This window comes from Archangium sp., assembly GCF_036277355.1.
Classification (GTDB): domain Bacteria; phylum Myxococcota; class Myxococcia; order Myxococcales; family Myxococcaceae; genus Archangium.
In genome coordinates, this window is sequence record NZ_DASUNC010000085.1 from 35,310 (window position 1) to 51,009 (window position 15,700).

Genomic DNA, 15,700 nt, shown 5'->3' on the forward strand with positions numbered 1-15,700 from the left:
CGCCACCACCGACTTACCCACCGGGGTGGTGGGAGGATGGCCACGCGGGGTTGCTTTGAATAACGGCCGGCCCCGGGGCTGCACGGAGGGGCCTGCGGTAGAAGCACGACGCCCCGGCGGTGAGGCCAGGGCGCGTACGACAGCTCCAGCGGTAGGTCTCGCCCGGGAGAGGCGAGCCAGGCCGATTACTTCGAGTACAGCTCGACGATCAGCTGCTCCTGGATCGGCATGGTCAGGTCCTCGCGGTTCGGCGCGGTGCGCACCGTGGCCTTGAAGCCCTTCTTGTCCAGGTCGATCCACTGCGGCACGCCGCGGCGATCCACCGTCTCCAGCGCCTCGGAGATGCGGAGGATCTTCCGGCTCTTCTCGGCCACCTCGATGGTGGTGCCCGGCTTCACGGCGAAGGACGGGATGTTGACCCGCTTGCCGTTGATCGTGAAGTGGCCGTGACGCACCAGCTGGCGGGCCTCGGCGCGGGTGTCCGCGAAGCCCATGCGGAACACCACGTTGTCCAGGCGGAGCTCCAGCTGCTGCAGGAGGTTCTCACCGGTCTTGCCCTTGGCGGCGGAGGCGCGGTGGTAGTAGCCGCGGAACTGGCTCTCCAGCAGGCCGTACATGCGCTTGACCTTCTGCTTCTCGCGCAGCTGCACGCCGTAGCCGGAGAACTTCACGCGGCCCTGGCCGTGCTGACCGGGGGGATAGGGACGCCGCTCGATGGCACACTTGTCCGTGTAGCAGCGGTCACCCTTCAGATACATCTTCAGGTTCTCACGCCGGCAGATACGGCAGGCGGAGGCGGTATAACGGGCCACGATGCTTCTCCGTGTAGAGGTGGTCTGGACCGCTCCCCTTCAGGAGAGCGGCCCGGGATGGAACTAGACGCGGCGGCGCTTGGGCTGACGGCAGCCGTTGTGCGGGATGGGCGTCACGTCGCGGATGAGCGCGATCTTCAGGCCGGCGGCGGCGAGCGCACGCAGGGCGGACTCACGGCCCGCGCCAGGACCCTTCACCAGCACCGTCACGTTCTTCAAGCCGTGCTCCATGGCCTTGGCCGCGGCGTCACCGGCGGCCACCTGGGCGGCGAACGGCGTCGACTTGCGGCTGCCGCGGAAGCCGCGGGCGCCAGCGGAGGACCAGGAGATCACGTTCCCGGACACGTCCGTGATCGTGATGATGGTGTTGTTGAACGTGGACTGGATGTGGACCACGCCATTGAGGATGCTCTTCTTGCCCTTCTTGCCCTTCTTGCGCGCAGCGGCGGCGGTGTCGCCCGTCGCGGGGGCCGCAGCGGCCGGGGCCGCAGGCGCGTTGGTCTCTTCAGCCATGGAACTCGTTGCTCCGTGAGGTAGGTGATCGACGCCGGCGCCTCAGGGGGCCGGCGCAGGTGGAAGAACTAGCGAGCGGCCGTCGCCGGCTTGGCGCGCACGATGCCGCGCTTCGGGCCCTTGCGGGTACGCGCGTTGGTGTGCGTCCGCTGACCACGGACCGGCAGACCCTTGCGGTGACGCAGACCCCGGTAGCAACCCAGGTCCATCAGCCGCTTGATGTTCATGGTCACCTCGCGACGGAGGTCACCCTCGACCTTGTAGGTCGCCTCGAGGATCTCGCGGATCTTGCGAGTCTGCTCCTCGGTCAGGTCCTTGGTCCGGGTGGCGAGGTCGATTCCCGCCGCGGTGATGATGTCGTGGGCGGACTTGTTGCCGATCCCGTAGATGTACTGGAGCGAGATCACCGCGCGCTTGTTGGGCGGGAGGTCGATGCCGGCGATACGAGCCATCTTGAGTCGTTCCTTCTGGTGAGTTGGTCTGGAGCTCGGTCCCTGAGGGGCCTAGCCCTGGCGCTGCTTGTGCCGCGGGTTGGAGGCGCAGATGACGCGCACGATGCCCTTGCGGCGGACAACCTTGCACTTGTCGCAGATCTTCTTGACGGACGCCCGAACCTTCATGGCGGTACTTCCCTTCCTTCGCTTTAGAAAAGAAAAGCCTCGAGGGCCGGTCCGCCATTCCGCGGAACCGAGCCCTTGCTACTTCGCCCGGTAGGTGATCCGGCCCCGGGACAGATCGTACGGGGACAGCTCGACCTTGACCTTGTCGCCCGGGAGGATTCGGATGAAGTGCATCCGCATCTTGCCCGAGATATGCGCGAGCACCTTGTGGCCATTGTCCAGCACCACACGGAACATCGCGTTCGGGAGGGGCTCCATCACGGTCCCCTCGACTTCGATGGAATCATCCTTCGGCAATCAGATAACCCTCTCGCGGACCACCGGAACTCTGGAAGCGCGGCGGGATAACACTTTGGTCCAGAAGTGGCAAGCATCCTCGCGCGGTAAAACCGAATTTCTACGAACCCCTGTATACCACATCATATTCCGCTCGCCTACCCGGCCCTGTGCCGGGTGAGGACTTCCGGCCCTCCTTCGGTGATGAGCACGGTGTGCTCGAAGTGAGCGGAAAGCTTGCTGTCGCGCGTCACGGCTGTCCACTGATCCTCGAGGACCATCACCTCATCCGTGCCCTGGTTCACCATGGGCTCGAGCGCGAGGACCATTCCTGGACGAAGCTTCAGGCCACTGCCTGGCTGGCCGTGGTTGGGCACATCCGGCTCCTCGTGGAGGCGGCGGCCGATGCCATGGCCGCTGAAGAGCCGGACCACGGAGAAGCCCCGGGCCTCCACGTGGCGCTGGACGGCATGGCCGATGTCGCCGAGCCGGTTGCCGGGCACCATGGCCTGGATGCCCTTGTGGAGGGCTTCCCGGGTGGTGTTGACCAGGGTCTGGGCCTCGGAGCTCACCGTCCCCACCGGCACCGTCCGGGCCGAGTCCCCGAAGAAGCCCCGGTAGACGACCCCGAAGTCCAGCTTCATCAGGTCCCCCTCCCGCAGCTTGCGCCGCTTGGAGGGGATGCCGTGTACCACCTCGTCGTTGACGGAGGCGCACAGGCAGGCCGGGAAGCCATGGTAGCCCTTGAAGGCTGGCCTGGCGCCCTTCTGGTAGATGAGCTTCTCGGACAGGGCATCCAGGTCCCAGGTGGTGACACCCGGGGCCACGGCCTTCTCGAGTTCGTCCAGGATCTCGCTCACGATGCGCCCGGCTTCGCGCATGAGGGCGATCTCCTCCCGGCTCTTGATCGCGACCTGGCCCACGGCTGCCCCTGCCCGCCTGCTCAGCCCCTGCCCAGGGCCTTCTTGATGTCGGCGTACACGCCCTCGGGCGAGCCGACACCGTCGATCGTCTTGAGCAGGCCGCGCTGCGCGTAGAACGGCTCCAGGGCCGCGGTCTCCGCGTCGTACTTCTTCAGGCGCTTCTCGATGACGTCCGCCTTGTCGTCATCGCGCTGCACCAGGCCGGTGCCGTCCTTGTCGCAGTAGCCCGCCCGCTTCGGGGGGTTCTGGTAGACGTGGTAGACGGAGCCGCAGGTGGGGCACGAGCGCCGGCCCGAGCCACGCTCGATGAGCTTCTCGTGGGGCACCTTGAGGGACACCACGGCGTCGAGCTTCTTGCCCAGCCGGGCGAGCATGCGCTCGAGCGCCTCGGCCTGGGGAGGGGTGCGCGGGAAGCCGTCCAGGACGAAACCATGGGCGCAGTCCGGCTCCTTGAGGCGCTCCTCCACGATGCCGATGACGATCTCGTCGGGCACGTAGGCACCGGCGGCCATCAGCGGACCGGCCAGCTTGCCCAGCTCGGTGCCCTCGCGGACCGCCTTGCGGAGGATGTCGCCCGTGGAGATCTGCGGAAGCTTGAACTCCGCGTACAGATTCTTCGCCTGGGTCCCCTTCCCCACGAAGGGCGGGCCAAACAGGATGAGGTTCATTCGATTCCTCTCAGCTCGTCAGGAAGGATGCTCAACACACCCCTGCAACGACGAGGCGCTCCTCCCCGGGGTGAGGGGGGAGGAGCGCCAGGGAAACTACTGACTCGACTAGGCCGCCACGCGGACCCGGCCGCGGATGCGCGGGCCGCGAGGACCGGCGAAGCCCTCGTAGTTGCGGCTGATGAGGTGACCCTCGATCTGCTGCACCGTGTCCAGCGCCACGCCCACGACGATGAGCAGGGCGGTGCCGCCGAAGGTGAAGCGCACGCCCAGCACGTTGCTGATGATGGACGGAATCACGCAGATGGCGGCCAGGTAGAGCGCGCCACCGAAGGTGATGCGGTTGAGCACGCCCTCGATGAAGTCCGCCGTCTGACGGCCCGGACGGATGCCCGGGATGTAGCCGCCCTGCTTCTTGATGTTGTCCGCCACGTCGTCCGGCCGGAAGGTCAGCGCCGTGTAGAAGAACGAGAAGAAGATGATGAGCAGCACGAAGATGCCGTTGTACACCCAGGGGCTGCCCTCGATGCTGCGCTGCACCGTCTGCAGCGCCGGGAACCAGGTGCCCAGGGTGGCCGGGAAGGACAGCAGCGCGCCGGCGAAGATCGGCGGAATCACGCCCGCGGTGTTGACCTTCATCGGGAAGTAGGTGGCCTGGCCCGCGAACATCCGCCGCCCGGCCATCCGCTTGGCGTACTGCACGGGGATGCGCCGCATGCCGCGCTCGACGTAGCAGACCACGCCCACCACCAGCACCATGAACGCCAGGAGGGCGCCCACGGCGGCCACGCTGATGATCTCCTGGGAGATCATGTCCAGCAGCGTCTTACCGCTGGGCAGCAGACCGGCCACGATGCCCGCGAAGATGATGATGGAGATACCGTTGCCGATGCCGCGCTCGGTGATGCGCTCACCCAGCCACATGATGAACGCGGTGCCCGCCGTCAGGGAGATGACGGTCATGAAGGTGAACCAGGCGTTGTCGTTGGGGACGACAATCTGGTTGAAGCCGTTCTGTCCCGCGTCGGAGCGGCCGAGCGAGGCCAGCCAGCGCGAGATGCCGATGCCCTGGATGACGGACAGGAGGATCGTGCCGTAGCGGGTATACTGGTTGATCTTCTGCCGTCCACCCGCCCCCTCCTTCTGGAGACGCTCCAGGCTGGGCACCACCACCGCCAGCAGCTGGATGATGATGGAGGAGGACACGTACGGCATGATGCCCAGACCGAAGATGGACATCTGGTCCAGGGCGCCGCCAGAGAAGAGGTTGAAGAGCGAGAACAGGCCGCCCGACTGGCGCTGAGCGTCCATGAACGCGTTCATCGCCGCTCGGTCGACGCCGGGCGTGTTGATGAAGATACCGATGCGGTACACCGCGAGCAGCCCCAGCGTATAGATGAGCCGGCTGCGCAGCTCCGCGATGCGGAAGACGTTGGCGAAGGCGTTCAGAGCCACGTGGGAACCATCCCCCAAAAAGGTTTCAGCGAGAACAACAGCGCCCCCATCCGAATTCGGACAGGGGCGCGGAATCCTACACGGATAGAGCGGCGCGCACCACTAGGAGTGTGATGCGCCCTACCCTCACGACTTGGCCTTCTTGACACCCTTACCGCTGTGGGCCTTCGCGGCGGACTCGGGCTTGTGGGCCACGAGCGGCAGCTCGTCGACGGAACCGCCCGCCTTCTCGACCGCCTCGCGAGCCGTGGCCGAGAGCTTGTGCGCCCGGACGGTCAGCTTCTTGGTGAGGGTGCCGTTGCCGAGCACCTTCACGCCGTCGTAGCGGCCCTTCACCAGGCCACGCGCCTTCAGCGCCGCCTCGTCCACCGTGGCGCCCGCGTCGAACGCCTCGAGGTCCGCCAGGTTCACCACCGCGTAGATGGTGCGGTTGGGGGAGATGAAGCCGAACTTCGGCAGCCGGCGCTGCAGCGGGCTCTGACCGCCCTCGAAGCCCTCGAACCGCATGTTGCCGGAACGGGCCTTCTGGCCCTTGCCACCGCGGCCGGCCGTCTTGCCCAGACCGCTACCCTGGCCGCGGCCCACCCGCTTCTTGCGGTGCCACGAGTTCGCCGGGCGCTTCAGGTTGTTGAGCGTAGTCATTGTCTGAACCCTCTTCCTAGGCCTTGGAGGCCTGGCTGGCGCGCGCGGCGTCGCGCTCCCGGATGTGCCGGGGCTTGCGACGGGTCGTCTTCGGGGCGTCGCCCTGCACCGTCTCGGACGTCACCAGGTGACGCACCTTGTTCACCATGCCGCGAATCGCCGGCGTGTCCTGGAGGAGCCGCTCGTCGCCGAACTTCTTCAGCCCGAGGCTCCGGATGGTCGCGAGCTGGTCCACGGACGAACCCGCGAAGCTCTTCGTCAGCTTGACCTTGAGCGCCATGATTTAACCCCTCGCCTCTTCGGACTTCTGGGGACCCACGTCCTTGCCGCGCAGGCGCGACACCTGCTCCGGCGAACGCAGCGTCTTCAGACCGGCCACCGTGGCCTTCAGCACGTTGTGGGGATTCCGCGAGCCCTGGCTCTTGGTCAGGATGTTGCGGATACCCGCCGCCTCGAGAACCGCGCGCACCGCACCACCGGCGATGACGCCCGTACCCTCACCGGCCGGCTTCAGGAGCACCCAGCCCGCGCCGAAGTGCCCGAGCACCTCGTGCGGAATGGTGTGGCCCTGCAGCGGAACGCGGAACAGGTTCTTCTTCGCGTTCTCGCCACCCTTGCGGATGGCCTCGGGGACCTCGTTGGCCTTGCCCAGGCCGATGCCGACGTGGCCGGCACCATCGCCCACCACCACCAGCGCGGCGAACGAGAACCGCCGGCCGCCCTTCACCACCTTGGCGACGCGGTTGATATTCACCACGCGGTCGGTGAGGTCGAGATCGTTTGGATTGATCGGAGTTGCCACTTGGGAACTTCCTTATTCGAAAGGTTTCTAGAACTTCAGCCCGCCCTCACGCGCGGCATCGGCCACGGCGGCGATACGGCCATGGTAGGGGAAGCCGTTGCGATCGAACACCACCGCGTCGACATTGGCCGCCTTGCACTTCTGGGCGATCAGGGCGCCCACGCGCTTGGCCTCGGCCTTCTTGTCGCCCTCGGTATTGCCCTTGAGCTCCTTGGAGAGCGACGAGGCGAACGCCAGGGTGCGGCCCGTGGTGTCGTCCACCACCTGGGCGTAGATGTGCTTGAGGCTCTTGTAGACCGACAGACGCGGGCGCTCGGTGGTACCCGAGAGCTTCCGGCGGATGCGGTCCTTCCTCTTGAGGCGCGGATCGAGTTTCTTCGACATGGATGATTCCTTCTCCGTCCGGCGGTGATGGGGACTTCCACCGCCGGATGATTGCGCGGCACCAGGTGGCGCCGCGCGGTTGGGTGTTCACTCCGACTAGGCGGTGCCCGTCTTGCCTTCCTTGCGACGGATCTTCTCGGTCGAGTACTTGATGCCCTTGCCCTTGTACGGCTCGGGCGGGCGCAGCGCGCGGATCTTCACGGCGGCGGCCCCGAGGGCCTCCTTGTCCGCGGACCGGAGCGTCAGACCGAGGGTGGGCAGACCGTCCTCGGTGCGCGCGGCCTTGTCGACCTCGGCCGTCACGCCCTCGGGCAGGTTGAACACCACCGGGTGCGAGTAGCCCAGCGACATGTTGATCGTCTTGCCCTTGACCTCGGCGCGGAAACCGACGCCGCGGATGTCCAGGCGGCGCTCGAAGCCCGTGGACACGCCCTTGGCCGCGTTGGCCAGCAGCGTGCGCGTCAGGCCGTGCAGGCTGCGGGCCTCGCGCGACTCATCCTCGCGCTCCACCCGGACCTCACCGCCCGCGACCGTCACCTTCACGCCCTTGGCGGGAAGCTGAACGACCATCTTGCCCTTGGGGCCTTCAAAACTGACCTGGCGGCCCGACACAGTGGCCTTCGTCTTGTCCGCCAGCTTGACCGGAAGCTTTCCAATCCGACTCATGATTTCCTCAGTGCAGTCAGTCCAGGTCGCGGCGGTGAGCCGCGGCACCCGGGGGGCTGGCTAGTAGACGGTGCAGAGCAGCTCGCCGCCGACCTTCTGCTTGCGAGCCTCGGAGTCCACCATCACGCCCTTCGAGGTGGAGAGGATGGAGATGCCCAGGCCGCCGAGAACCTGCGGAATCTCACGCACGTTGACGTAACGGCGCAGGCCGGGCTTGGACACGCGGCGAATGCCGGTGATGGCCGGGGAGCGATCCGGGCCGTACTTCAGCTGGACCGAGATCTCGTTCTGCGGGGCGCGCTCGTGGATCGTGTAGTCCCCGATGAAGCCCTCGGACTTGAGAACCTTGATGATCTCGACCTTGAGGTTCGAGTGGGGCATGACGACCTTGTCGTGACGCGCGCGCGAGCCGTTGCGCAGGCGGGTCAGCATGTCGCCAATGGGATCGTTGACAACCGACATGAAAGTACCTTCCGTGCGGAGCGGCTTCACCGCGTCCGCGCTCGCAACCGCCGCGCCTGCCGGGCCCATCCCGGGGGTTCGCCACGGCTGCCATGCATTTCACTGCTTCGGCCCGCCCTTCAGGGGCGGACCAGGCACCCGGACCCCTGCTCGAGGTCCGGAAGCCCGCGTCCGACTACCAGGACGACTTGGTGACGCCGGTGATCTCGCCGCGGAGCGCGCGGTGCCGGAAGCAGATACGGCACATGTTGAACTTCCGCAGGAACGCGCGGGGCCGGCCGCAGAGCGGGCAGCGGTTGTACGCGCGGACGGAGAACTTCGGCTTGCGCTTCGCCTGGGCGATCTTCGAGAGCTTGGCCATGGATGCGAATCCTCGTTACGTGCGGAACGGCATGCCGAAGTGACGCATCAGCGCCAGCCCCTGCTCATCGTTCGCGGCGGTGGTGACGAAGCTGATGTTGAGCCCCTTCACCTTCTCGATCTGGTCGTAGTTGATTTCCGGGAAGATGATCTGCTCGCGGACGCCGAGCGTGTAGTTGCCCTTCCCGTCGAACGCCTTGGGGGACACGCCCTTGAAGTCACGCACGCGCGGCAGCGCCACGGTGATGAGGCGGTCCAGGAACTCGTACATGCGGTCGCCGCGCAGCGTGACGGCGCAGCCGATGGCCTGGCCCTGGCGCAGCTTGAAGTTCGCGATGGACTTGCGGGCGCGGGTCACCACGGGCTTCTGGCCGGTGATGGCACCCAGCTGGTCCACGGCGGACTCAAGGATCTTGTTGTTGGCGAGCGCCTCGCCCAGACCCATGTTGACGACGATCTTCTCGAGGCGGGGAACCTGCATCGGGTTCTTGAGCGCCAGGTCCTTCATGAGCGCCGGGATGCCCTCCTTGCGGAAGCGCACCTTGAGACGCGCGGGGCCAACCTTCAGACCCTCCTCGATGTTCGCCGCGAAACCGGCCTTCTTGACTTCTTCCTTCTTGCGGCCCTTCTTTTCCTTCTTCGCCGCGTCCTTCTTCTCTTCAGCCATCGTCTTGTCCTCTGCTTCGGAGCGCCGCCGTGGACCCAGCGCGCCGATCAGTGCTGCGTGGAAACTGGAAACACCGGAGCCCCCACGGGTCCTTCGGGGCCCCGGGTATGCTCGCCCGCCCTCCCCTCACCCGAGGTAGGGCAAAGGGCGCGCATACATGCCCGAACCGGCACCCCTAGTCAATCAGGGCGTCGCAGTTCTTGCAGAACCGCTTCTTCTTGTCCCCATCAACCCGGACACCGACGCGGGTGGGCTTGTCGCACTTGGCGCAAACCACCTGCACGTCCGAGATCTGGATGGTGCCCGGCTTCTCCACGATGCCGCCCTCGGGCTGCTGGGGCGTCTTGCGGAGGTGGCGCTTGACCAGGCGCAGGCCCTCGACGGTCACGCGCTGGGCCTCCCGGTCGATCTTCAGCACCTTGCCACGCTTGGTCGCCGGGGTCTTCTCCGAGCGCTCGGCGCCGGCGATGACCTGGACGGTGTCTCCAACCTTGAGCTTCTCCATGGTTCCTCTCCCTCCTCGCGGACCGCCTGATGCCCTACTAGAGGACCTCGGGAGCGAGCGAGATGATCTTCATGAACTTGCGGGCGCGGAGCTCGCGGGCCACCGGCCCGAAGATGCGCGTCCCGATGGGCTCCATGTCCTTGTTGATGAGGACGGCGGAGTTGCCATCGAACTTGATGTAGCTGCCATCCGGACGGCCCACCTCGCGCGCGGTGCGCACGATGACCGCCTTGGCCACGTCACCCTTCTTCACCTTGGAGTTCGGCAGCGCCTCGCGCACCGACACGACGATCACATCGCCGATGGACGCGTACTTGCGCTTCGAGCCACCGAGCACCTTGATGCAGAACACCTTCTTGGCGCCCGAGTTGTCGGCCACGTCGAGCACGCTCGTCATCTGAATCATCTGGAATCTCCTATCTCAGCTACGGCAGGCCCATCCGGTGAGGACGGGCACCGCGCGGCTCGAGCCACGGCCTCGCGCGCCTGTGGGCTGCGCGAGCTCGGACGGCTCAGACGTTCTTGCTCTTCTCCAACACCTCGACCACGCGCCAGCGCTTGTCCTTGGAAGCAGGACGGGTCTCGGCGATCCGCACCCGGTCACCCTCGTTGATGGTGATCTTGGCCGGATAGTCGTGATCCTCGACGTGCGCCTTGTACTTCTCGCGCATGCTCATGATCTTCCCGTACTTCGGGTGAGACGCGCGGCGCGAGACGGTGACGACCACCGTCTTCTGCATCTTGTTGGAGGTCACGATCCCCACGCGGGTCTTGGGACGGCCGCGGGTGGAGATCTTGGCAGAGGTGGATTGAGTCGCTTCAGCCATGAGAAAAGCTCCTAAGCCTTCTTCTCCGCCCGGGACTTCTCCCCCAGGACGGTCAGGATGCGCGCCAGGTCGCGCTTGTGCTGGGTGCGCTCGGACGGGTTGTCGAGCGAGCCGGTGGCCCGCTTGAGCTGATCCTGGAACAGCGTCTCGCGCAGCTCGGCCGCGCGCCGCTGCAGGTCGTCCGCCGAGAGCTCCTTGAGTTCCTTCGCAGTCGCCATCTTCAAATCTCCTTCAAGCCAGCGGGCGGCCCCTCTACACCAGGTGGGCCGCCCGGAGGCAGAAAACTAGAGGGCCAGCTCGCTGCGGCTGACGATCTTCGTCAGCACGGGCAGCTTCGCCTGGGCCAGCTTCATGGCGGCCGTGGCAACCTCGGGCGTCATACCCTCCATCTCGTAGAGGATGCGGCCGGGCTTGACCACCGCCACGTAGAACTCCACACCACCCTTACCGGTACCCATGCGGGTCTCGGCGGGCTTCTTGGTGATCGGCTTGTCCGGGAACACGCGGATCCAGATCTTGCCGCCACGCTTGATGTGGCGCGTCATCGCGATACGGGCCGCCTCGATCTGCCGCGAGGTGATCCACCCCGGCTGCAGGGACATCAGGCCGTACTCACCGAAGGTGAGATCGCTGCCGCGGTGGGCCTGGCCGGGCGTGCGGCCCTTGTGCATCTTGCGGTATTTCGTACGAGCAGGCTGAAGCATCGTCGGTGTCCTTCAGGCCCGAGCGAGCCGCCCCTCACGGAGCGGCTCCCGGGGAAGAGTTAGCGGTTGGCGGCCGGCGCGGCCTGGCCACCCTTGGTGGGGAGCACCTCGCCGCGGCAGATCCAGACCTTGCAACCGATCTTGCCGTAGGTCGTCTTGGCCTCGGCGAAACCGTAGTCGATGTCCGCGCGGAGGGTATGCAGGGGCACGCGGCCCTCGCGGTACCACTCGTAGCGGGCCATCTCCGCGCCGCCGAGACGGCCGGAGCAGGAGACGCGGATGCCCTTGGCGCCGAACTTCATCGCCGTCTGCAGCGCCTTCTTCATGGCGCGGCGGAAGGCGATACGGCGCTCGAGCTGGGTGGCGATGTTCTCGGCCACCAGCTGCGCGTCCGTCTCGGCCTTGCGGACCTCGACGATGTTGAGGAAGACCTCGTTCTTGGTGAACTGCTGGAGGTCCTTCTTCACCGTCTCGATGCCGGCACCGCGCTTGCCGATGACGATGCCCGGGCGCGCGGTGTGCACGTTGACCTTCACCTTGTTCGCCGCGCGCTCGATCTCCACCTTGGAGACACCCGCGTGGGCGAGCGACTTCTTCACGAACTCGCGGATGCGGATGTCTTCATGCAGCCACTGCGCGTAGTTCTTGTGCTCGAACCACTTGGAGTCCCAGGTCTTGATGACCCCGAGGCGGAACCCAATGGGATGGACTTTCTGGCCCAACGTGCTTCTCCTTCGAATCGGTTGCGTGGGGCGCCAGGGGGCGGCCTTACTTCTTGGCCGCCTCCTCCAGCACCACGTGAATGTGGCTGGTCTTCTTGTTGATGCGCGTGGCGCGGCCCATGGCGCGCGGCATATAGCGGCGCTGGGTCGGACCCTGATCCACCGAGATCGTCTTCACGATCAGCCGGTCCACATCGACCTGGCCCTTGGACAGGTCGGTGGCGTTGGCCACGGCGCTCTTGATGAGCTTGGCCACGGGAACGGCCGCAGCGCGGCTGGTGAAGCGCAGGATGTTCAGGGCCTGCCCCACCGGCTTGCCCCGGACGAGTGCCGCCACCGTGGAAACCTTCCGGGGCGACATGCGCAGGAACCTCAGATGTGCCTTCGACTCCATGTCATCTCCTCTGGCGGACGCCGCTGGTCAGCGGGGCCGGCTACTTGCCCTTGGCGACCTTCTTCTCCGCCGAGTGGCCGCCGAACGTACGCGTCGGGGCGAACTCGCCGAGCTTGTGGCCCACCATGTTCTCGGTCACGAAGACGGGGATGAACTTGCGGCCGTTGTGCACCGCGAAGGTGTGGCCCACGAACTCCGGCAGGATGGTGGAACGCCGGGACCACGTCTTCACAACACTCTTCTTGTTCGTCTTGATCATGTCCTCGATCTTCTTCACGAGGAAACCATCGACGAACGGACCCTTCTTGATCGAACGCGCCATTGTGTGAACCCTCGACTACTGGCTGCGCGCGCCCGGACGGCGGACGCTCACGATGAACTTGTCAGTACGCTTGTTGGTGCGCGTGCTGAGACCCTTGGTCTTCTGGCCCCACGGCGACACCGGATGCGGATTACCCTGGCCGGACTTACCCTCACCACCACCGTGCGGGTGATCGACGGGGTTCATCGCCAGACCGCGGACGGTGGGCCGGATGCCCAGCCAGCGGCTGCGGCCGGCCTTGCCGATGCGGATGATCTCGTGCTCCAGGTTGCCCACTTGGCCCACGGTCGCACGGCACTCGATGAGGACCATGCGCACGGCGCCCGAGGGCAGACGAACCTGGGCGTAGCGGCCCTCCTTGGCCATCAACTGGCCGGAGGAACCGGCGGAGCGGATGATCTGGGCGCCACGGCCCGGCTTCAGCTCCACGTTGTGGATGATGGTACCGATCGGGATGTTGATCAGCGGGAGGCTGTTGCCCGGACGGATGTCCGCGCCCTCACCCGCCATGACGGTGTCACCGACCTTGAGGTCGACCGGGGCGAGGATGTAGCGCTTCTCGCCATCCGCGTAGTGCAGGAGGGCGATGTTGGCGGAGCGGTTGGGGTCGTACTCGACCGCGGCGACCTTGGCCGGCACGCCGTCCTTGTCCCGACGCTTGAAGTCGATGACGCGGTAGCGGCGCTTGTGACCACCGCCCTGGTGGCGGCGGGTGATGTGGCCGTGGACGTTACGGCCGCCGGACTTCGACAGGGACTCGGTGAGCTTCTTCTCCGGCTTGCCCTTGGTGATGTCCGCGAAGTCAGACGCGGTCATCAGACGACGGGCGGCGGAGGTCGGCTTGTACTTCTTGATGCCCATGGTGGTTCCTCAACGACGGTCAGCGCAGTGCGCTAGACCGCGCCTCCCTCGAAGAGCTCGATCTTGTCCCCTTCCTTCAGGGTCACGACCGCCTTCTTGAAGTTCGGCCGCTTGCCAATCGAGCGACCCACGCGCTTCGTCTTGCCGCGCACGATGTTGGTCCGCACACCCTCGACGCTCACCTTGAAGAGCTTCTCGACGGCGTTGGCCACGTCGTACTTGCTGGCCTTCTTGTCGACGATGAACGAGTACTGCCGGAACTTCTCGCGGGCCGCGTCCAGCTTCTCGGTGATGAGCGGTCCCTTGATGACGTCGTTGATATTCACGAGAGCGCCCCCTCGATGGCCTTCGCGGCCGCGGAAGTGAGCACCAGGTGCTTGTGGCGGAGCACGGACTCGAGGTTCAGACCCTCGGGGGGCAGAACGTCGAACTTCGCCAGGTTGCGCACGCTGCGGTGCAGGTTGGTGTTGTCCTTGGCGTCGATGACCAGCGCGCCGGACAGCTTCAGGCGCTTGGTCAGAGCCTCGAAGGCCTGCTTGCTCTTGGGAGCCGACAGGCTGAAGTCGCTCACGATGATGAGCGTCTTCTCCCGGGCGCGCAGCGACAGAGCCGCCTTGAGCGCACCGCGACGGACCTTCTTCGGGGGACGGTAGAAGTAGTCCCGCTGCTTCGGGGCCATCGCCTTACCGCCGCCCACCCAGTGGGAGGCGCGGATGGAACCCTGACGAGCGCGGCCAGTGCCCTTCTGCTTCCAGGGCTTCTTGCCACCGCCGCTCACCAGCGAGGTGTTCTTCACACCCACCGTACCCCGGCGCCGGTTGATCTGCTGCATCTTCGCGACCTCATAAAAGAGGTTCGCGTTCGGCTCGGCACCGAAAACATCGTCGGAGAGCTCAAGCTCCGACACCTTCTTCAAATCCAAGTCGACTACGTCGAACTTCGCCATGGCTCTTTCCTCTGGGGAACGGAGTGGAACCGCGAGGGCTCAGCCCCGCTTCCTCAGGACTTGATCTCCACGTCAACGCCGGCCGAGAGATCCAGCTTCATCAGCGCGTCCAGCGTCTGCTGGGTCGGCTCGAGGATATCGAGCAGGCGCTTGTGAGTACGGATCTCGAACTGCTCGCGGCTCTTCTTGTCCACGTGCGGCGAGCGCAGAACCGTGAACTTGTTGATGCGCGTGGGCAGGGGGATCGGACCGGCCACCTTGGCGCCCGTGCGCCGAGCCGTCTCCACGATCTCGCCAGCGCTCTGATCCAGGAGCTTGGAGTCGTACGCCTTCAGCCGGATGCGGATCTTCTGTGTCGCCATTCGCAAAAACCTCTTTAAACGGCCTCTGCCTTCGGGAGGCGCTACGACCAACGTCCCCTGGATGTCACAGAGCCATTTCTTCGAACGAAGGGGCGCGGCTTGTACCACCGGCCCCTGGTGGATGCAACCTTATTCCGACTTCTCCGAACTTTTCTGAACAAAAGCCCGGGGAAGCGGAGAAAACGACGGAACTACGCGATGATCTCGGCCACGACGCCGGCGCCCACGGTACGGCCACCCTCGCGAACGGCGAAGCGCAGCTCCTTCTCCATGGCCACAGGGGTGATCAGCTCCACCTCGATGGCGATGTTGTCGCCGGGCATCACCATCTCCACGTTGTCGGGCAGCTTCACCGTGCCCGTCACGTCCGTGGTGCGGAAGTAGAACTGCGGGCGGTAGCCCTTGAAGAACGGGGTGTGACGGCCACCCTCCTCCTTCGTGAGCACGTAGATCTGAGCCTTGAACTTGGTGTGCGGGGTGATGGAGCCCGGCTTGGCCAGCACCTGGCCACGCTCCAGGTCCTCACGCTTCAGGCCGCGCACCAGCGCGCCGATGTTGTCGCCCGCCATGCCCTCGTCCAGCAGCTTGCGGAACATCTCCACGCCCGTGACGACCGTCTTCTGCGTCGGGCGCAGGCCGATGATCTCGATCTCGTCGCCAACCTTGACGATGCCGCGCTCGATGCGGCCGGTCACAACCGTGCCGCGGCCTTCGATCGAGAACACGTCTTCGATCGCCATCAAAAACGGCTTGTCGGCCTCGCGGACCGGCTCGGGGATATAGCTGTCGATGGCGTCCATCAGGTCG

Annotated in this window: 29 protein-coding genes; all 29 read right to left on the minus strand. The window is 65.9% G+C overall.

Going from position 1 to position 15,700, the window contains the following annotated elements:
- Positions 1–185 precede the first annotated feature (185 nt).
- Positions 186–812 (minus strand): 30S ribosomal protein S4, encoded by a 627-nt coding sequence (rpsD, locus tag VFZ09_RS22755; RefSeq protein WP_329729752.1) that lies wholly within the window; start codon positions 810–812, stop codon positions 186–188.
- Between the two features lie 63 nt (positions 813–875).
- Positions 876–1,325, minus strand: coding sequence for a 30S ribosomal protein S11 (gene rpsK / locus VFZ09_RS22760; RefSeq protein ID WP_267537784.1), 450 nt, complete (start codon positions 1,323–1,325; stop codon positions 876–878).
- Positions 1,326–1,393: 68 nt separating this feature from the next.
- Entirely contained in the window at positions 1,394–1,777 is a 384-nt protein-coding gene (rpsM, locus tag VFZ09_RS22765) for a 30S ribosomal protein S13 (RefSeq protein ID WP_047857270.1), read from the minus strand.
- Positions 1,778–1,828: 51 nt separating this feature from the next.
- Positions 1,829–1,945 carry a 50S ribosomal protein L36 gene (gene rpmJ, locus VFZ09_RS22770; protein ID WP_002633586.1) on the minus strand — a complete coding sequence of 39 codons (117 nt, stop codon included), beginning with the start codon at positions 1,943–1,945 and terminating at the stop codon, positions 1,829–1,831.
- Between the two features lie 78 nt (positions 1,946–2,023).
- Complete coding sequence (gene infA, locus VFZ09_RS22775) at positions 2,024–2,242, minus strand: translation initiation factor IF-1 (RefSeq protein ID WP_043409051.1); 219 nt, start codon at positions 2,240–2,242, stop codon at positions 2,024–2,026.
- A gap of 137 nt (positions 2,243–2,379) precedes the next feature.
- Complete coding sequence (map, locus tag VFZ09_RS22780) at positions 2,380–3,144, minus strand: type I methionyl aminopeptidase (protein ID WP_329729753.1); 765 nt, start codon at positions 3,142–3,144, stop codon at positions 2,380–2,382.
- Positions 3,145–3,164: 20 nt separating this feature from the next.
- The gene (locus tag VFZ09_RS22785) at positions 3,165–3,812 is read right to left on the minus strand and encodes an adenylate kinase (protein WP_329729754.1); all 648 of its coding nucleotides are present in this window, start codon (positions 3,810–3,812) and stop codon (positions 3,165–3,167) included.
- 108 nt (positions 3,813–3,920) lie between these two features.
- The gene (secY, locus tag VFZ09_RS22790) at positions 3,921–5,267 is read right to left on the minus strand and encodes a preprotein translocase subunit SecY (protein ID WP_329729755.1); all 1,347 of its coding nucleotides are present in this window, start codon (positions 5,265–5,267) and stop codon (positions 3,921–3,923) included.
- 126 nt (positions 5,268–5,393) lie between these two features.
- Positions 5,394–5,909, minus strand: coding sequence for a 50S ribosomal protein L15 (gene rplO / locus VFZ09_RS22795; RefSeq protein ID WP_329729756.1), 516 nt, complete (start codon positions 5,907–5,909; stop codon positions 5,394–5,396).
- 16 nt (positions 5,910–5,925) lie between these two features.
- A complete protein-coding gene (gene rpmD, locus VFZ09_RS22800; protein ID WP_329729757.1) occupies positions 5,926–6,189 on the minus strand; it encodes a 50S ribosomal protein L30 in 264 nt (87 codons plus the stop codon).
- Between the two features lie 3 nt (positions 6,190–6,192).
- The gene (gene rpsE / locus VFZ09_RS22805) at positions 6,193–6,711 is read right to left on the minus strand and encodes a 30S ribosomal protein S5 (RefSeq protein WP_043409036.1); all 519 of its coding nucleotides are present in this window, start codon (positions 6,709–6,711) and stop codon (positions 6,193–6,195) included.
- Between the two features lie 27 nt (positions 6,712–6,738).
- On the minus strand, positions 6,739–7,095 hold the full coding sequence (rplR, locus tag VFZ09_RS22810; protein WP_043409034.1) for a 50S ribosomal protein L18: 357 nt from the start codon (positions 7,093–7,095) through the stop codon (positions 6,739–6,741).
- Positions 7,096–7,191: 96 nt separating this feature from the next.
- The gene (gene rplF, locus VFZ09_RS22815) at positions 7,192–7,761 is read right to left on the minus strand and encodes a 50S ribosomal protein L6 (protein ID WP_047857266.1); all 570 of its coding nucleotides are present in this window, start codon (positions 7,759–7,761) and stop codon (positions 7,192–7,194) included.
- 60 nt (positions 7,762–7,821) lie between these two features.
- Positions 7,822–8,223 carry a 30S ribosomal protein S8 gene (gene rpsH / locus VFZ09_RS22820; protein ID WP_329729758.1) on the minus strand — a complete coding sequence of 134 codons (402 nt, stop codon included), beginning with the start codon at positions 8,221–8,223 and terminating at the stop codon, positions 7,822–7,824.
- A 175-nt stretch (positions 8,224–8,398) separates the two neighbouring features.
- On the minus strand, positions 8,399–8,584 hold the full coding sequence (locus tag VFZ09_RS22825; protein ID WP_043409024.1) for a type Z 30S ribosomal protein S14: 186 nt from the start codon (positions 8,582–8,584) through the stop codon (positions 8,399–8,401).
- Positions 8,585–8,599: 15 nt separating this feature from the next.
- On the minus strand, positions 8,600–9,250 hold the full coding sequence (gene rplE / locus VFZ09_RS22830) for a 50S ribosomal protein L5 (protein WP_329729759.1): 651 nt from the start codon (positions 9,248–9,250) through the stop codon (positions 8,600–8,602).
- Positions 9,251–9,425: 175 nt separating this feature from the next.
- Entirely contained in the window at positions 9,426–9,755 is a 330-nt protein-coding gene (gene rplX / locus VFZ09_RS22835; protein WP_043409021.1) for a 50S ribosomal protein L24, read from the minus strand.
- A 37-nt stretch (positions 9,756–9,792) separates the two neighbouring features.
- Positions 9,793–10,161 carry a 50S ribosomal protein L14 gene (gene rplN / locus VFZ09_RS22840; protein ID WP_043409019.1) on the minus strand — a complete coding sequence of 123 codons (369 nt, stop codon included), beginning with the start codon at positions 10,159–10,161 and terminating at the stop codon, positions 9,793–9,795.
- Between the two features lie 106 nt (positions 10,162–10,267).
- On the minus strand, positions 10,268–10,582 hold the full coding sequence (rpsQ, locus tag VFZ09_RS22845) for a 30S ribosomal protein S17 (protein ID WP_043409017.1): 315 nt from the start codon (positions 10,580–10,582) through the stop codon (positions 10,268–10,270).
- 11 nt (positions 10,583–10,593) lie between these two features.
- Positions 10,594–10,800, minus strand: a complete 207-nt coding sequence (gene rpmC, locus VFZ09_RS22850) for a 50S ribosomal protein L29 (protein ID WP_329729760.1) — start codon at positions 10,798–10,800, stop codon at positions 10,594–10,596.
- A 66-nt stretch (positions 10,801–10,866) separates the two neighbouring features.
- A complete protein-coding gene (rplP, locus tag VFZ09_RS22855; protein WP_329729761.1) occupies positions 10,867–11,286 on the minus strand; it encodes a 50S ribosomal protein L16 in 420 nt (139 codons plus the stop codon).
- Between the two features lie 59 nt (positions 11,287–11,345).
- Entirely contained in the window at positions 11,346–12,008 is a 663-nt protein-coding gene (gene rpsC, locus VFZ09_RS22860; RefSeq protein ID WP_043409008.1) for a 30S ribosomal protein S3, read from the minus strand.
- A 46-nt stretch (positions 12,009–12,054) separates the two neighbouring features.
- Positions 12,055–12,402 carry a 50S ribosomal protein L22 gene (gene rplV / locus VFZ09_RS22865; protein WP_329729762.1) on the minus strand — a complete coding sequence of 116 codons (348 nt, stop codon included), beginning with the start codon at positions 12,400–12,402 and terminating at the stop codon, positions 12,055–12,057.
- Positions 12,403–12,442: 40 nt separating this feature from the next.
- A complete protein-coding gene (gene rpsS, locus VFZ09_RS22870; protein WP_267537797.1) occupies positions 12,443–12,724 on the minus strand; it encodes a 30S ribosomal protein S19 in 282 nt (93 codons plus the stop codon).
- 15 nt (positions 12,725–12,739) lie between these two features.
- Positions 12,740–13,585 carry a 50S ribosomal protein L2 gene (gene rplB, locus VFZ09_RS22875; protein ID WP_043409000.1) on the minus strand — a complete coding sequence of 282 codons (846 nt, stop codon included), beginning with the start codon at positions 13,583–13,585 and terminating at the stop codon, positions 12,740–12,742.
- Positions 13,586–13,617: 32 nt separating this feature from the next.
- Positions 13,618–13,911, minus strand: coding sequence for a 50S ribosomal protein L23 (locus VFZ09_RS22880; RefSeq protein ID WP_043408997.1), 294 nt, complete (start codon positions 13,909–13,911; stop codon positions 13,618–13,620).
- A complete protein-coding gene (gene rplD / locus VFZ09_RS22885) occupies positions 13,908–14,531 on the minus strand; it encodes a 50S ribosomal protein L4 (RefSeq protein ID WP_329729763.1) in 624 nt (207 codons plus the stop codon). The genes VFZ09_RS22880 and rplD overlap by 4 nt, the downstream gene beginning before the upstream one ends.
- A 53-nt stretch (positions 14,532–14,584) precedes the next feature.
- Positions 14,585–14,893: a 30S ribosomal protein S10 gene (gene rpsJ, locus VFZ09_RS22890; RefSeq protein ID WP_002625389.1), complete on the minus strand. Its 309-nt coding sequence runs from the start codon at positions 14,891–14,893 to the stop codon at positions 14,585–14,587.
- 191 nt (positions 14,894–15,084) lie between these two features.
- Positions 15,085–15,700 (minus strand): EF-Tu/IF-2/RF-3 family GTPase (locus VFZ09_RS22895; protein ID WP_329729764.1); only part of this gene is annotated, 616 nt, incomplete at its 5' end.

What these genes read in the sequence shown, in the direction of transcription:
- rpsK (WP_267537784.1), bottom strand. Translation starts at nt 1,325, where the DNA reads ATGGCTGAAGAGACCAACGCGCCTGCGGCCCCGGCCGCTGCGGCCCCC.
- rpsM (WP_047857270.1), bottom strand. Translation starts at nt 1,777, where the DNA reads ATGGCTCGTATCGCCGGCATCGACCTCCCGCCCAACAAGCGCGCGGTG.
- rpmJ (WP_002633586.1), bottom strand. Translation starts at nt 1,945, where the DNA reads ATGAAGGTTCGGGCGTCCGTCAAGAAGATCTGCGACAAGTGCAAGGTT.
- VFZ09_RS22785 (WP_329729754.1), bottom strand. Translation starts at nt 3,812, where the DNA reads ATGAACCTCATCCTGTTTGGCCCGCCCTTCGTGGGGAAGGGGACCCAG.
- rplO (WP_329729756.1), bottom strand. Translation starts at nt 5,909, where the DNA reads ATGACTACGCTCAACAACCTGAAGCGCCCGGCGAACTCGTGGCACCGC.
- rpmD (WP_329729757.1), bottom strand. Translation starts at nt 6,189, where the DNA reads ATGGCGCTCAAGGTCAAGCTGACGAAGAGCTTCGCGGGTTCGTCCGTG.
- rplR (WP_043409034.1), bottom strand. Translation starts at nt 7,095, where the DNA reads ATGTCGAAGAAACTCGATCCGCGCCTCAAGAGGAAGGACCGCATCCGC.
- rplF (WP_047857266.1), bottom strand. Translation starts at nt 7,761, where the DNA reads ATGAGTCGGATTGGAAAGCTTCCGGTCAAGCTGGCGGACAAGACGAAG.
- rpsH (WP_329729758.1), bottom strand. Translation starts at nt 8,223, where the DNA reads ATGTCGGTTGTCAACGATCCCATTGGCGACATGCTGACCCGCCTGCGC.
- VFZ09_RS22825 (WP_043409024.1), bottom strand. Translation starts at nt 8,584, where the DNA reads ATGGCCAAGCTCTCGAAGATCGCCCAGGCGAAGCGCAAGCCGAAGTTC.
- rplE (WP_329729759.1), bottom strand. Translation starts at nt 9,250, where the DNA reads ATGGCTGAAGAGAAGAAGGACGCGGCGAAGAAGGAAAAGAAGGGCCGC.
- rplX (WP_043409021.1), bottom strand. Translation starts at nt 9,755, where the DNA reads ATGGAGAAGCTCAAGGTTGGAGACACCGTCCAGGTCATCGCCGGCGCC.
- rplN (WP_043409019.1), bottom strand. Translation starts at nt 10,161, where the DNA reads ATGATTCAGATGACGAGCGTGCTCGACGTGGCCGACAACTCGGGCGCC.
- rpsQ (WP_043409017.1), bottom strand. Translation starts at nt 10,582, where the DNA reads ATGGCTGAAGCGACTCAATCCACCTCTGCCAAGATCTCCACCCGCGGC.
- rpmC (WP_329729760.1), bottom strand. Translation starts at nt 10,800, where the DNA reads ATGGCGACTGCGAAGGAACTCAAGGAGCTCTCGGCGGACGACCTGCAG.
- rplP (WP_329729761.1), bottom strand. Translation starts at nt 11,286, where the DNA reads ATGCTTCAGCCTGCTCGTACGAAATACCGCAAGATGCACAAGGGCCGC.
- rplV (WP_329729762.1), bottom strand. Translation starts at nt 12,402, where the DNA reads ATGGAGTCGAAGGCACATCTGAGGTTCCTGCGCATGTCGCCCCGGAAG.
- rpsS (WP_267537797.1), bottom strand. Translation starts at nt 12,724, where the DNA reads ATGGCGCGTTCGATCAAGAAGGGTCCGTTCGTCGATGGTTTCCTCGTG.
- rplB (WP_043409000.1), bottom strand. Translation starts at nt 13,585, where the DNA reads ATGGGCATCAAGAAGTACAAGCCGACCTCCGCCGCCCGTCGTCTGATG.
- rplD (WP_329729763.1), bottom strand. Translation starts at nt 14,531, where the DNA reads ATGGCGAAGTTCGACGTAGTCGACTTGGATTTGAAGAAGGTGTCGGAG.
- rpsJ (WP_002625389.1), bottom strand. Translation starts at nt 14,893, where the DNA reads ATGGCGACACAGAAGATCCGCATCCGGCTGAAGGCGTACGACTCCAAG.